Origin of the sequence: Aeromonas bestiarum, assembly GCF_000819745.1 — a bacterium.
GTDB classification, from domain to species: Bacteria; Pseudomonadota; Gammaproteobacteria; order Enterobacterales; family Aeromonadaceae; genus Aeromonas; species Aeromonas bestiarum.
The window spans coordinates 108323-122278 of record NZ_CDDA01000021.1 but is presented as its reverse complement, the minus strand read 5'-3'; the positions used below and the strand labels follow the sequence as shown (position 1 = coordinate 122278).

Here is a 13956-nt window from a genome sequence, read left to right as displayed (position 1 = left end):
TGATCCAATCTGTTCTCTTTCACCAGCCGACCGCAGGGCCTGCCTCTCGCCAGAGGCGTTGGCGGTGCGATACCGGCCGACATGATCCAATCTGTTCTCTTTCACCAGCCGACCGCAGGGCCTGCCTCTAGCCAGAGGCGTTGGCGGTGCGATACCGGCCGACATAATCAAAAATTTTCTCTTTCACCTGCCAGAAACGACCCGACTTGCGGGCGATGACAAAATCCGGGTGACGAAACTGGCTTGATACGGCCAGCACGCTCGCCAGAGTGGCGAATTCGGGCTCCAGGCCCGGGGCGGCCCAATGATGACGCACAAAGACCTGTTGAAACAAGCGCCTTGCGCCCGGGGAGTGAAAGCCGAAGTACTCCATCAGGGTGAGTCCGTCCTCGTCGTGGTAGGTTACCTCCAGCCGTTCCCCTTGTTTGCCACGACCCGCTGCCAGGGTGAGGCCGGCGCAGCGAATGACCATGCAATCCTTGAGATTGAGCGCCTCCTTGAGCTTGTCGTCCGGATCCACCAGCAGCTGATCGCAGCTCTGGCAGCGGCGGGCGGCGATGTCGTTTTCGGCGCCGCAGGCGGGGCAGATCTTTGACCGAAAGCGATAGTCGCACTCCTCGCGGTTGCCCTCGTCATCTTCAAACAAACCCTGACAGCGGCGACCGTAGTGCTCGATCACCTTGCCATCCTCGTCGGTCTTGCCCCAGAAGGTGTTGGCAAAGCCGCAGGCGGGGCAGGGCACCTGCACCGGCTCTGTGCCGGCGTGGGGTCTGGGTTCCCCCACCTCGGGAGCAAACAGATTGAAGTTGTTGCCCGCATAGTCGAGCACCAGACAATCGGCCTTGCCCGGCGAGAGGCGCAGGCCGCGGCCGACGATCTGCTGATAGAGGGAGACCGACTCGGTGGGGCGCAGCATGACGATGAGATCCACGTGGGGGGCGTCAAAGCCGGTGGTGAGCACGGCCACGTTGACCAGAAACTTGAGCTCCCGCGCCTTGAAGGCGTGGATGAGGGCGTCCCGCTCCGGGCCCGGCGTCTCGCCCGTGATCAGGGCCGCCTTCTCTCCTTTGGCGCCGAGCAGGCCGTGGATCTCGCGGGCATGTTCGACGGTGGCGGCGAAGATCATCACCCCTTGCCGATCGGCAGCGTACTCCAGTACCTGGCTCAGGATATGGGGGGTGACCCTCTGCTGGCGTTTGAGCTCGCCGTTGAGATCCGCCTCGCTGAACAGGCCGTTCTCCCGCGCCACCAGTTTGCTGAAGTCGTAGTGGACTATGGGGGCATCGACGAGACGGGGCGGCGTCAAATAGCCGTTTTTGACCATGAAGCGCAGCGGCAGCTCGAACACACAGTCGCCGAACAGCCGCTCGCCGTGGCTCTTGACCATGCCGTGGTAGTGGCGCCGGTAGATCCAGCCCAGCCCCAGCCGATAGGGGGTGGCGGTGAGACCGAGGATCTTGAGGGCCGGATTGGCGGCCTTGAGGTGGTCGATCACTTGATGGTATTGGCTGTCGTCATCGAGCGAGACCCGGTGGCACTCGTCTATGATGAGCAGCGAAAACGCCCCGTCGAAGGCAGCCAGATTGCGCGCCACCGACTGCACCGAGCCAAACACCACCTGGGCGCTCGCCTCCTTGCGATCCAGCCCTGCGGCGAAGATGTCGGCCTTGAGCCCCCACACCTCGTATTTGGCGTGGTTCTGCTCCACCAGCTCCTTGACGTGGGCCAGCACCAGCACCCGACCGCGCGCCTTGCGGGCCAGCTCGGCGATCACCAGACTCTTGCCGGCCCCGGTGGGCAGCACCACCACGGCGGGATCCGGGTGCTGACGAAAGTGGCTGATCACGGCGTTGACGGCGTCGGTCTGATAGGGTCTGAGAACGAACATGCAGGCTTGGGTGTGTCGATGTGGGGTGGTGCAGGATGGCGCCATTATAGGGATCTTGGCGCCAAAAAACAGCGGGCCGGCATGGTGCCGGCCCGCTGGCGATGACGTCTTCGCTTAGTGGAAGGGGAAGACGTAGTTCATCCAGCTGGCCATGCGCAGCAGCACCTTGCGCATCACCGAGACATGGTGGAAGTGCTTGGTGTAGATGGCGGCCTGACCGCTGGCCCCGGCGATCACCTGATACTTGGGCCATTCGGGGTCGGTGATGGAGATGAGTACCGGCAGGCGGCCCGGTTGAACGGCGCTGGCCTGATCCAGCAGGCCGGCGTTGGCCTGCACGTTACCGGCGGCGATGGCCGGGATCACTGCGGTCACCTTGCCCTGAAAGATCTTGCCGGGGATGCCGTCGATCACCACTTCGGCCTCATCGCCCACCGCCAGGCGCTGCATGCTGTTCTGCCAGAACCAACCCACGTAAGCGTTCTCATTCTTGTGAATGAAGGTCATCACCGGGCGGTACATGAAGGGGGTGGCTATCATGCCGGGGCGCAGGGCCAGCTGCACCACGTGGCCGTCGCTCGGGGCATAGACCACGGTCTGCGCGACCTGATACCTGGCCTCGTCAAGCTGGGCCTGCAGATCTTCCAGCGTCGCCTGTTGTTGCTCGATCTGGGCCACGATGTCATCCACGTTGGCCTGGGTGACATCGAGGTCGCGCTGCTTGCCGACGCCGCGACGCATCAGGTCGCTGGCGCGATCCCGATCCAGCCTGGCGGAGCGCAGCCTGGCCTCGATAGACTTGAGGTGGTTGCGGTTGGATTCAACCCGCGCCGTCAGGCTGTCCGCCCTCAACTGGAAGGGAGCGGCATCCAGGCGAAACAGCACGTCGCCCTTCTTCACCGGCTGGTTGGCTTGTACCGGCACCTCGATGACCCGGCCCTTGACCAGCGGCACGATCGGGGTGGAGACATAGTAGTTGCGCGCCATCTCGGAGTAGGGGTGGTTGTAGTTCATCAGCATGATCAGGGTGCCTATGATGAGCACACCGCCCAGCGCCGCCGTGGGCACTGTCCATTTGTTGAGTGGAATGCGGAAAATCTTGAACACGGCCACGCACAGTGCCGTGTAGGTCAGGATCAGTAGCAGGTCCATGATTTATCCCTGTTGCTCGGTCTGTTCGATGGTATTGAGGCGGGCCTTGAGGCCGGCCAGCTCCTGTTTGAGCTGCTGGATATCATCTTCATCCTGCTGCAGTCGCTGGTTGAAGCCCCAGCCCCGCTCGGGACGGTAGAGGGTGGCCCAGATCCAGAGGAAGGGCCAGAGCACGTGCAGGGTAAACAGACTGACCCATCCCGCCACGTGGATGGCGTCTTGATGGGGGTGCTGGCGGTGTTTGGCTATTTCATACGGAATGTCGTGGATCACTATGATCCCGTAGAACATGACCAGCCCGACGAAGAAGAGCAGGCCAAGGGCAAAATAATCAAGGAACATGGGGGTCTCCAGAGGTTTGATGTACAACCAATCATTGGATTCAATTTTTTATAAAGCAATTGGGAATCACGTGTTTATCGGTTTTTAGCACGGCATCTTAAGCGATATTCTTGTACTGGAGCTTAAGTCAGCCTGAAGTCGTCAAACATGATGTGTGCCGTTCGTCGCAAGTCCGAAAAGTCGTATCGATGACAAGGACTTACGGGAGAAGTATGGCACCACTGGCGTGAAATGAGCAGAGAAAAGGGAGCCGATATGGCTCCCTTTTTCAATTTTTTGAGCAGACTAGCTTTCGCTGGTGCTGCTCACCAGTGCCGGTCTGAATTTCACCAGGAAGGCCACAGTCGTCACCAGGGTGCAGGTGAGGCCTATGATGGTGGAGATACCCATCTCCAGCCCGAAACCTATGGGGGCGTTGGCGAGATAGGTGAACACCACGGCTGTCATGAAGATGGCGGGAATGGTGCAGACCCAGTGCAGCTTGCCCTCTTTGGCCAGATAGGCCGCCGCAGTCCACAGCATGATAACGGCCGTGGTCTGGTTGGCCCAGCCAAAATAGCGCCAGATGATGCCAAATTCCGCCTTGGAGATGAGGAAGCCGAGGATGAACATGGGCACGGCAATCAGCAGGCGCTTGGCCATGGGTTTCTGGGTCAGGTGCAGGAAGTCGGCCACGATCAGGCGGGCACTGCGAAACGCCGTATCACCGGAGGTGATGGGCAGGATCACCACGCCGAGAATGGCCAGTATGCCGCCGACCGTGCCGAGCAGGCTGGTGGAGACTTCGTGCACCACGGCCGCCGGCCCGCCGTTGGCCATGGTGGCGTTGAGCGCTTCCGTGCTGTCGTAGAAGGAGAGCCCCAGGGTGCACCAGATGAGGGCGATGACCCCTTCACCTATCATGGCGCCGTAGAAGATGAAGCGACCGGACTTCTCGTTTTGCATGCAGCGCGCCATCAGCGGGGACTGGGTGGCGTGAAAACCCGACACTGCGCCACAGGCGATGGTGATGAACAACAGCGGCCAGAGCGGCAGCTCGGTCGGGTGCAGGTTGGAGAAATCCATCCCCGTGTTGTAGAAGCCCTTGCCGGAGACGATGAGCCCTATGATGAGGCCGACCGACATGAATACCAGCAGGGCGCCGAAGATGGGGTAGAAACGGCCGATGATCTTGTCGATGGGCACTATGGTGGCGAGTATGTAGTAGGCAAAGATGGCCACTATCCAGTAGACCAGGTCGATGGAGGTGAGGTTGGCCAAGAGGCCCGCCGGGCTCAGCACGAACACCACGCCCACCAGCATCAAGAGCACCACGGCGAACAGGTTCATGAAGTGTTTGGCGGCTGTGCCCAGGTGCTCGCCGACCACGGTCGGCACCGAGGCGCCCTTGGCGCGCACCGACAGCATGCCGGAGAAGTAATCGTGTACCGCACCGGCGAAGATGCAGCCGAACACGATCCAGAGCATGGCGACCGGGCCGTAGAGGGCACCCAGTATGGGGCCGAAGATGGGGCCGACGCCGGCGATGTTGAGCAGTTGTACCAGGTAGACTTTCTTGTCCGACATGGGCACATAGTCCACCCCGTCAGCCATGGTGATGGCGGGGGTGGCGCGCTCGGGTTTCGGGCCGAATATCCGCTCGATGAACTTGCCGTAGATAAAGTAGCCGGCGATCAGCAAGCCAACACAGAGGAAGAACCAGATCATTGTTACGCTCCATCATTGTTATTTTATGGTGTGCGTAGCGAGTCTAGAGGGAGGGGCCCCGGAGGGCAGGTGAAACGGGGTGAGCGGCGCCATGGCGACCCGAGCGGTCGCCGGCTGTGATCCCGCGCACAATCCCGCGCCGTTATTCGAGCCCCAGTTCGTCTTTGAGCTCCTTGAGGTAGCGGCGGCTGACCGGCAACCGGGCATCGCTTGGCGTCACTATCTCCGCCAGCTGGTTTTCCAGCAGCTGGATCTCGAAGATGGCCCCCGGCGCCACCAGATATTGGCGGTGGCAGCGCAGCAGGGGCGTCTTCTCCTCCAATGATTTCAGGGTGAGCTGGGTGTGAAACAGCTCGCCCTGGCAGGCAACGTGCACCCCGCCGAGATCGGAGAAGGCGTACTCCACCTGCTCGATGGGCAGCAGCCGCACCCGGTTGTGCAGATAGCCGGGAATGTGGCGGATGGCCGGCGCCAGCGAGGCGATGGGCTGTGGGGTGAGATCCTGCTTGAGGCGAGCCAGCGTCTTGGCGAGGCGTGCCGGCTCCACCGGTTTGAGCAGGTAGTCGAAGGCGTTCTCCTCGAATGCCTGAATGGCGTACTCGTCGAAGGCGGTGACAAACACGATGCGGGGCAGGGGATCGAGCATGGCCACCAGCTCCATGCCGCTCAGCTTGGGCATCTGGATATCGAGGAACACCACGTCCGGTTTGAGCTGCTGGATCAGGGGCAGTGCTTCGATGGCGTTGGCCGCCAGCCCCAGGATCTCGATGTCGGGATCGCCCGCCAGGTGCTGGGCCAGCTCCTCGCGGGCATAGGGTTCGTCATCGACTATGAGTGTGCGGATCATGCGCTCTCCTGAACATCGTGATGGTGTGTGAACGGCGAGGAATGGGAATGCAAGGGGTCGGCCGGGCGGCTCATCGGGGGCGAGGGGTCGCTTCTGGTCATGACGCCTCCCTGGGCAGGGTGAACGCGACCCGGGTCCAGCATTCGGGTTCGCAGCTGACGCGGATACCATACCGGCTGCCGAAGGCGCTCTTGAGGCGCCGATCCACTATGGTCATGCCGAGCCCATCCCCCGCCGGACCCTCCTGCCAGGTGCCAGCATTGTCCTCCACGCAGATGGTCACGCTCTCCTGGCTCTCTTCGGCATAAAGACGGATACGGCCTTGCTCCAGCAGGGTGGAGATGCCGTGCTTGATGGCATTCTCGATGAGGGGTTGCAGGGTAAAACTCGGCAGCGTCAGGCCGGCCAGATGGGGCGGGATATCGTTTATCACGGTCAGCCGATCGCCAAAGCGGGCCAACTCTATCTCGAGATAGGATTGGCAGTGCTCCTGCTCCTCCTGCAGGCTGGCCAACCCGCTCTGGCGCTTGAGGTTCTTGCGAAAGAACAAGGAGAGGTGCAGCAGCAGCTGACGTGCCCGCTCGGGCTCCCGTCGGGTGATGGCACTGATGGTGTTGAGGGTATTGAACAGGAAATGGGGGTTGATCTGGGCCTGGATGAGTTTGAGCTCGGATTGCACCAGCAGGCGCTGCTGCTGTTCCAGCCGGCCGGTCAGCAACTGCTGTGACAGCAGGTTGGCTATCCCTTCCCCCAGGGTGTGGTTGATCTTGAGGAACAAACGCTTCTTGGGTTCATACAGCTTGATGGTGCCGATCACCCCCTCGTCGCCGTGCAGCGGGATCACCAGCACCGAGCCGAGCTGGCATTGGGGCGAGATGCTGCAGCGATAGGGCTGGCTGTTGCCATCGGCAAACAGCACCTTGTTGCGGGCGATGGCCTGCAAGGTGATGGCCGAGGTGATGGGGGTACCCGGCTTGTGGTGATCTTCTCCGGTGCCGATGAAGGCGAGGATCTTGTCGGTATCCGTGATGGCGACAGCGCCGACCCCCGTCTCTTCCTGAATGATGTGGGCAATCTTGTTGCTGGCCTCGGGGGTGAAGCCCTGGCTCATGATGCCGACGGTACGATTGGCGATGGTAAGCGCCTTGGCGGAGAAGACCCGGGAGAACTTCTCATACATCTGCTGCTGATCGCGGATCATGCTGATGAACAAGGCCGCGCCGCAGGAGTTGGCCAGGATCATGGGGGTGGCTATGGTGCGCACCAGCAGCAGGGACTGATCGAACGGGGTCGCCACCAGCAGTATGATGATCATCTGCAATATCTCGGCGTAGAGGGTGGTGAAGAAGGCGATCCTGGGTTCGAACAGGGCGTTCATCCTGCCAGAGCGCATCAGGCGCCAGTGCACCAGCCCCCCCAGCAGCCCCTCGCAGGTGGTTGAGATGGCGCAGGCCAGATCGGTAAATCCCCCCAGGCTGTAGCGGTGCACGCCACCGGTCAGTCCTACCAGAAATCCCACCAGCGGGCCCCCCAGCAGCCCCCCCAGCACGGCCCCGACGGCACGGGTGTTGGCGATAGCATCGTCGATATCCAGTCCCACATAGGTACCCAGGATGCAAAAACAAGAAAAAATAGTGTATATCAGTATCTTGTGAGGAAGTCTGACGGAATAGTTGGCCAGGGGGCGCAGCAGCGGACTCTTGGAGAAGAGATAGGCGATCACCAGACTGACGCTCATCTGTTGAAGCAGAGAGAGGACCAACTGCATAAAAAACGTTCCTCAGAGTCCGAGCCGAAAAAAGCGGCAGCCATGAATAAGTGTGATCAGGATCTTGTTCTGTGAGCGACGTGCGCTCGATTGCGGGCGAAGTTTGCCAGAAACGCGCCATAAAACCATATCAAATCAGCATGTTAAATTGATATTTGTGTAATCGCCCAAGGGTTGGTATTGCTGGATGGAGCATGAATGTATCCGCTGGATACGCCACACGGAGGTGGCATGCTCCGCCCAGCCCCCTGGCTGGGCGTTTTTTATCCATGGTCGGCAGTGGACCGTTTTGAGGGTAATTGGACAATTATTCAGGTTTGTCCAATGAGTTATCCCCAGCTTCTGGGGATAACTCAGAAGGCAAAATAGTAACAGAAGCGCCGGGTCAGGTTGAAAAACAGCCTTTGTCCCTCATCCAGGTCTTCTTGCTTGATAAATGACTTGATGGTGCGCTCATCCTCCCGCAGATCCAGCATGGCCACCCCTTCCGGTCGCTGTGCCTTGATGTAGGGCAGCACCTTGGGTTTGAGGGGCATGGTAGGTTCGGTGGAGAGCACCAGCGCCACGGAGTCGTCGGAGAGCTGCACCAGGGAACCGGGGGGATAGACACCCAGGACCTTGATCAGCAGCTTGACCAGATCCTGATCGAACTTCTTCTGGGACAGCTTGTAGAGCTGGCTGATGGCCTGGCTAGGTGCCGCCGGGGTCGCGCTGCTGCGCGGGTGCAGCAGCTCGTCATAGTAGTCCACCAGTCCGATGATCCGTGCCAGTGGCGGGATCTCGCCACCCTTGATACCGAGGGGAAAGCCGCTGCCATCGAGCCGCTCGTGGTGCAGATGGGCCACCTGGCGGATCTTGGGCTCAAATGCCTGCAACTGGGTCAGCATCTCCAGCCCGTACTGGGGATGCATTTTGAGAAAGTTCTGCTCTGACTTGTTGAGATCCCCCCGTTTCTGGGTGATCTGGCTCGGGATCTTCAACTCTCCGATATCGTGTACCAGGCCCGCCAGTCCCGTCTCCTCGATCTCGATGGGGTTCATGCCGAGTTCCCGGGCCATCAGCATGGCGATGAAGGCCACGTTCAGGCTGTGCTGCAGCAGGATGTCGGTGTGCGGGCTGCGAATGAGATGCAGGCCGAGCGGCCCCTCATGCTCACTGATGCGGGCGGCGGCGTTGCGCACTATCTGCGCCGTGTTGGCCAGCCCCTCGTCAGGCTTGAGGTTGAGGGCCCCCAGCGCATCGCGCAGCTCGGACATGGATTGACCAAAGGCCTTGTCGGCGGCGCGCAGGGAGCGGCGGAAGGCTTTCTCGTCAAAGGGGGGCGGGCCCGTGTCTATGACCTCGTCGATGATCGACAGATCGGGGCCGGCGGAGGGAATATCGCCGCGCAAGATGGGCTCTATGGGCAGATCACTCTTGTCCGGATCTACCATCAACAGATTGAGGTCAAGATGGCGAATGATGTCGAGTTGCTGCTGATCCTTGATCTTGAAGGCATTGAACATAAAAGGGTGACTGGTCCATCCCGTGGGGAGATGGATGTAGTGGCCGATCCGTAACTGCTCTATCGAGGCTTGTATCAGCGCCATGTGCTAACTCGCATTTCATGAATGCCTACCAACAAGCTAGCAAAATTAGAGAGATAGACAAACAAAAAAGCCCGCGCATGTGCGCGGGCTCTCTACTTCAAGTCCGATTATCAGGCCTTGGATTTTTTCTTGTTGTCCACCTTGGTCTCAACCTTGGCTTCCACCTTGGTTGCTACTCGGGCTTCCTCGGTAAAGGGGCGGCCGTAGTAGGTGTCCATCAGTATGGCTTTGAGCTCGGTGATCAGCGGGTAGCGCGGGTTGGCACCGGTGCACTGGTCATCGAAGGCTTCCAGCGCCAGCTGGTCAACCTTGGCCAGGAAGTCGGCTTCGTTCACGCCGGCTTCACGGATGGAGGCCGGGATGCCCAGAGTGGCTTTCAGCTCGTCCAGCCAGGTCAGCAGCTTCTCGATCTTGGCTGCGGTACGGTCACCGGCAGCGCTCAGGCCCAGGTGGTCAGCCACTTCGGCATAACGACGGCGAGCTTGCGGACGGTCGTACTGGGAGAACGCAGTCTGCTTGGTCGGGTTGTCGTTGGCGTTGTAGCGGATCACGTTGCTGATCAGCAGGGCGTTGGCCAGACCGTGCGGAATGTGGAATTCAGCACCCAGTTTGTGCGCCATGGAGTGGCACACACCCAGGAAGGCGTTGGCAAACGCGATACCGGCGATGGTGGCCGCGTTGTGTACTTTCTCACGAGCAACCGGGTCGTTGGCACCGTTCTGGTAGCTGGACGGCAGGTACTCTTTCAGCAGTTTCAGGGCTTGCAGCGCCTGACCGTCGGAGTACTCGTTGGCCAGTACGGAAACGTAGGCTTCCATGGCGTGAGTAACCGCATCCACACCACCGAAGGCGCACAGGGACTTGGGCATGTTCATGACCAGGTTGGCATCGACGATAGCCATGTTCGGGGTCAGCTCGTAGTCGGCCAGCGGGTACTTCATGCCGGTGGCATCGTCGGTCACGACCGCAAACGGGGTGACTTCAGAACCGGTACCGGACGTGGTGGTGATACAGACCAGTTCGGCCTTCACACCCATTTTCGGGAACTTGTAGATACGCTTGCGGATGTCCATGAAGCGCATGGCAAGGTCTTCGAACGCGGTATCCGGGTGCTCGTACATGACCCACATGATCTTGGCCGCATCCATGGGTGAACCACCACCCAGCGCTATGATGACATCAGGCTTGAAGGAGTTCGCCATCTCGGCGCCCTTGCGGACGATGGACAGAGTCGGGTCAGCTTCTACTTCGTAGAATACTTCCACTTCCATGTTCAGCTTCTTGAGCAGACGAACCACGTCGTCGGCATAGCCGTTGTTGAACAGGAAGCGGTCGGTGACGACCATTGCACGCTTTTTGCCTTCCAGATCACCGAGGGCGATCGGCAGGGAGCCACGACGGAAATAGATGGATTTCGGAAGTTTGTGCCACAGCATATTTTCTGCCCGTTTTGCGACTGTCTTCTTGTTGATCAGGTGCTTGGGACCGACGTTCTCGGAGATGGAGTTACCACTCCAGGAGCCGCAACCCAGGGTCAGGGAAGGAGCAAGAGCGAAGTTGTACAGGTCACCGATACCACCCTGGGTGGAGGGGGTGTTGATCAGGATACGGGCGGTCTTCATCTTGTCGCCGAAGTATCTGATACGGTCCTGGTTGCGATCCTGGTCGGTGTACAGACCAGAGGTGTGACCGATACCACCGATGTTGACCATGGTGCAGGCCATCTCGACGGCTTCTTCGAAGTTCTTGGCGCGGAACATACCCAGAGTCGGAGAGAGCTTCTCGTGAGCGAATTCATCTTCAGCGCACAGTTCCAAGCCTTCACCGATGAGGATCTTGGTGGTGGCAGGCACAGTCACGCCAGCCATGGCGGCGATCTTGGTGGCCGGCTGGCCAACGATATCTGCGTTCAGCGCGCCGTTGATCAGCAGCACTTTACGTACCTTGTCCGCTTCATCTTTGGACAGGATGTAGCCATCGTGGTTGGAGAAACGCTCTTTCACCTGGTTGTAGATGGCGTCAACGACGATGACGGCTTGCTCGGAAGCACAGACCACACCGTTGTCGAAGGTCTTGGACATCAGAATGGAGGCGACGGCACGTTTCACATCGGCGGTTTCGTCGATGACGATAGGCACGTTACCGGCACCTACACCGATAGCAGGCTTGCCGGAGGAGTAAGCGGCTTTCACCATGCCCGGGCCACCTGTGGCCAGGATCAGGTTGATGTCGTTGTGCTTCATCAGCGCGTTGGACAGCTCAACGGACGGTTGATCGATCCAGCCGATGATGTCTTTCGGTGCACCGGCGGCAACGGCTGCATCCAGTACCAGCTTGGCAGCGGTATTGGTGGAGTTCTTGGCGCGGGGGTGCGGGGAGAAGATGATGGCGTTGCGGGTCTTCAGGGAGATCAACGATTTGAAGATCGCGGTAGCGGTCGGGTTGGTGGTCGGAACGATACCGCAAATGATACCAACCGGCTCGGCAATGATCATGGTGCCCATCTCGTCATCCTGGCTCAGGACGCCGCAGGTCTTCTCATCTTTATATGCGTTGTAGATGTATTCGGAGGCGAAGTGGTTCTTGATAACCTTGTCTTCGATGATACCCATGCCTGACTCTTCCACGGCCATCTGGGCCAGGGGGATACGGGCATTGCTGGCGGCCAGGGCGGCGGCACGGAAAACCTTGTCTACCTGCTCTTGCGAGAAGCTGGCGAATTCACGCTGTGCTTCTTTGACGCGGGCGACCAGTGCATCCAGTTCAGCCAAATTGGTTACTGCCATGTTTATCTCCTGATGATTTGAAAACTGTTTAGTAAGAGTTTGGCAATGCCCGGCAATTATAGTCGCCCTGTCAAGGCGAGAATCACTACAATGGGGTATTTACATGCCTTACTAAATTGCTTTCTGAGTCGATTATAGAGCGGGGCTGACTCAGAAAAACTTGATCTGGATCATGTGTAACAAAAGAACAAAAGAAATTTTGTTTCACAATACATGTTTTCCGGATGTTACACGAATGTAGAGTGGAGCAAAAGTGGGCTGAATGGTGCGTGAACAGGGCGCCACGCACCATTTTTCAAGCAGTTAGCACTATCACGTCCCAGTGTCCCCGGGTCGGGGCCAGGGGCAGTATGGGGGCTGCATTGTGATAGAAACGGCGATCATCCAGGATCAGATACCCACCAGCGTTTAATTCTTGTTGAAAAAATGGTTGTTCTTTTAATCCATGATAGAGCTGAAGTGCGCCGCCACTGACGCCCTCGCTGCCGCAAAAGAACACGCCGATGAAGTCGAAACCATCCTGATGGACGCCTTCCGGTGCGGGGGGCACGCTCTCGCCCTGGCCCGTGGTGATCCGCATCTGGTGAATGCCGATCGCCTTGCCATCCGCCAACCGGATATGGCGGGCAAAGCGGGTCAGCATCAGCTGGAAGGCGGGGTGGGCGACGAAGGCGGGGTCCAGCTCGGCATAGGTTCTGGGCACATCCCCGAGGAACTTGTTGATGGCGGCGGCCTGAAAGAAGACGCCATTGTCGAGAGGGGAGAAGCGTGAACCCTCTTTCTCGATGCGGCCATAGCGACGCTCCCGAAAGGTGCCCTGGATATAGGGATCGAGCGGCAGCCGGTCAAAAAAGCCGAGCAGGGGGTCGATCGTGCCTGCCGGCAGTGAATCCAGGTGCCATTGCAACTTGATGTCCGTATCAATCATTACAAAATCCTTGTTTGCTGAGAGGAAATGTTGCGCCCAAACTCCGTGGCCGCATAAAACTCGAAGCGATTTTACCAGAGTGTTAAATCGCGACAATGTTTATTAACAAATCAATGTGTTGAATTTTGGCGATACATTAGAGGAACTAACTGAAAAGCCACGGAAAGGGTGAGATTATTTGATTGGTGAAGGTTGGGGGCATGGTGTAAATTTACGCTCGATTTATCGGGGTGGCCCGTGTGGCCTTGCTTACTTCTGGATGGCGCCTATGGCAGCAATTGACGTCTCTTTATATCTGAAGTTTTTCATCGGTTTGTTCGCGATCATCAATCCGTTGGGATTGCTGCCGGTTTTTGTCAGTCTGACCGGCCATCAAACGCCGGAAGAGCGGATGAAGACCAACACCACAGCCAATATTGCGGTGATGATCATCCTGCTGGTCTCCATGTACATGGGGCAGCTGATCCTGGACGGTTTTGGCATCTCGCTGGCGTCGTTTCGCATCGCCGGCGGCTCGCTCATCACCCTGATCGCCTGGTCCATGCTGCAGGGCAAGCTGGGGGAGGTGAAGCATAACAAGCAGGAGAAAGGGGAACTGGCCGCGCGGGAATCTGTCGCTGTGGTGCCGCTGGCACTGCCGCTGATGGCGGGCCCGGGAGCCATCTCTTCTTCTATTGTCTACGCCAGCCAGAGCACCTGGTCCCAGATGCTGGGCATGTCGCTGGTGGTGATGGTGTTTGCCTTCTGCTCCTGGCTCATCTTCCGCGCCGCCCCCTTGCTGTTCAAGCTGATGGGCAACACCGGCATCAACGTGGTCACCCGGATCATGGGTCTCATCATGATGTCGCTCGGCATCGAGATCATGGTGGCGGGGATCAAGGGGGTCTTCCCCGGATTGATGTGATTCAGGTCTGTTTTGTCGGAGCCGGTCCTCGTGACCGGCTTTTTA

General features: G+C 59.0%; 10 protein-coding genes. 1 reads left to right on the top strand and 9 read right to left on the bottom strand.

Annotation, left to right across the window (positions count from 1 at the left end; translation table 11 throughout):
* Positions 1-127: 127 nt before the first annotated feature.
* From radD to BN1118_RS11540, 9 genes are all read right to left on the bottom strand, one after another.
* Positions 128-1888 (bottom strand): DNA repair helicase RadD, encoded by a 1761-nt coding sequence (gene radD / locus BN1118_RS11580; protein ID WP_043556192.1) that lies wholly within the window; start codon positions 1886-1888, stop codon positions 128-130.
* A gap of 114 nt (positions 1889-2002) precedes the next feature.
* On the bottom strand, positions 2003-3040 hold the full coding sequence (locus BN1118_RS11575) for an HlyD family secretion protein (protein ID WP_043556187.1): 1038 nt from the start codon (positions 3038-3040) through the stop codon (positions 2003-2005).
* Positions 3041-3043: 3 nt separating this feature from the next.
* The gene (locus tag BN1118_RS11570; RefSeq protein WP_043556191.1) at positions 3044-3382 is read right to left on the bottom strand and encodes a DUF3302 domain-containing protein; all 339 of its coding nucleotides are present in this window, start codon (positions 3380-3382) and stop codon (positions 3044-3046) included.
* Positions 3383-3667: 285 nt separating this feature from the next.
* Complete coding sequence (locus BN1118_RS11565; RefSeq protein ID WP_043141243.1) at positions 3668-5089, bottom strand: carbon starvation CstA family protein; 1422 nt, start codon at positions 5087-5089, stop codon at positions 3668-3670.
* A gap of 142 nt (positions 5090-5231) precedes the next feature.
* On the bottom strand, positions 5232-5936 hold the full coding sequence (gene btsR / locus BN1118_RS11560) for a two-component system response regulator BtsR (protein WP_043556186.1): 705 nt from the start codon (positions 5934-5936) through the stop codon (positions 5232-5234).
* A 97-nt stretch (positions 5937-6033) separates the two neighbouring features.
* Entirely contained in the window at positions 6034-7704 is a 1671-nt protein-coding gene (locus BN1118_RS11555; protein ID WP_043556185.1) for a sensor histidine kinase, read from the bottom strand.
* Between the two features lie 353 nt (positions 7705-8057).
* On the bottom strand, positions 8058-9293 hold the full coding sequence (locus BN1118_RS11550; protein WP_043141236.1) for an HD-GYP domain-containing protein: 1236 nt from the start codon (positions 9291-9293) through the stop codon (positions 8058-8060).
* A 110-nt stretch (positions 9294-9403) separates the two neighbouring features.
* Complete coding sequence (gene adhE, locus BN1118_RS11545) at positions 9404-12079, bottom strand: bifunctional acetaldehyde-CoA/alcohol dehydrogenase (RefSeq protein WP_043141234.1); 2676 nt, start codon at positions 12077-12079, stop codon at positions 9404-9406.
* 295 nt (positions 12080-12374) lie between these two features.
* Positions 12375-13007 carry a 2OG-Fe dioxygenase family protein gene (locus tag BN1118_RS11540; RefSeq protein WP_043556184.1) on the bottom strand — a complete coding sequence of 211 codons (633 nt, stop codon included), beginning with the start codon at positions 13005-13007 and terminating at the stop codon, positions 12375-12377.
* A gap of 268 nt (positions 13008-13275) precedes the next feature.
* On the opposite strand from BN1118_RS11540, the gene BN1118_RS11535 reads away from it, so the two are divergent.
* A complete protein-coding gene (locus BN1118_RS11535) occupies positions 13276-13911 on the top strand; it encodes a YchE family NAAT transporter (RefSeq protein ID WP_005314822.1) in 636 nt (211 codons plus the stop codon).
* Positions 13912-13956 lie beyond the last annotated feature (45 nt).

What these genes read in the sequence shown, in the direction of transcription:
- radD (WP_043556192.1), bottom strand. Translation starts at nt 1,888, where the DNA reads ATGTTCGTTCTCAGACCCTATCAGACCGACGCCGTCAACGCCGTGATC.
- BN1118_RS11575 (WP_043556187.1), bottom strand. Translation starts at nt 3,040, where the DNA reads ATGGACCTGCTACTGATCCTGACCTACACGGCACTGTGCGTGGCCGTG.
- BN1118_RS11570 (WP_043556191.1), bottom strand. Translation starts at nt 3,382, where the DNA reads ATGTTCCTTGATTATTTTGCCCTTGGCCTGCTCTTCTTCGTCGGGCTG.
- BN1118_RS11565 (WP_043141243.1), bottom strand. Translation starts at nt 5,089, where the DNA reads ATGATCTGGTTCTTCCTCTGTGTTGGCTTGCTGATCGCCGGCTACTTT.
- btsR (WP_043556186.1), bottom strand. Translation starts at nt 5,936, where the DNA reads ATGATCCGCACACTCATAGTCGATGACGAACCCTATGCCCGCGAGGAG.
- BN1118_RS11555 (WP_043556185.1), bottom strand. Translation starts at nt 7,704, where the DNA reads ATGCAGTTGGTCCTCTCTCTGCTTCAACAGATGAGCGTCAGTCTGGTG.
- BN1118_RS11550 (WP_043141236.1), bottom strand. Translation starts at nt 9,293, where the DNA reads ATGGCGCTGATACAAGCCTCGATAGAGCAGTTACGGATCGGCCACTAC.
- adhE (WP_043141234.1), bottom strand. Translation starts at nt 12,079, where the DNA reads ATGGCAGTAACCAATTTGGCTGAACTGGATGCACTGGTCGCCCGCGTC.
- BN1118_RS11540 (WP_043556184.1), bottom strand. Translation starts at nt 13,007, where the DNA reads ATGATTGATACGGACATCAAGTTGCAATGGCACCTGGATTCACTGCCG.
- BN1118_RS11535 (WP_005314822.1), top strand. Translation starts at nt 13,276, where the DNA reads ATGGCAGCAATTGACGTCTCTTTATATCTGAAGTTTTTCATCGGTTTG.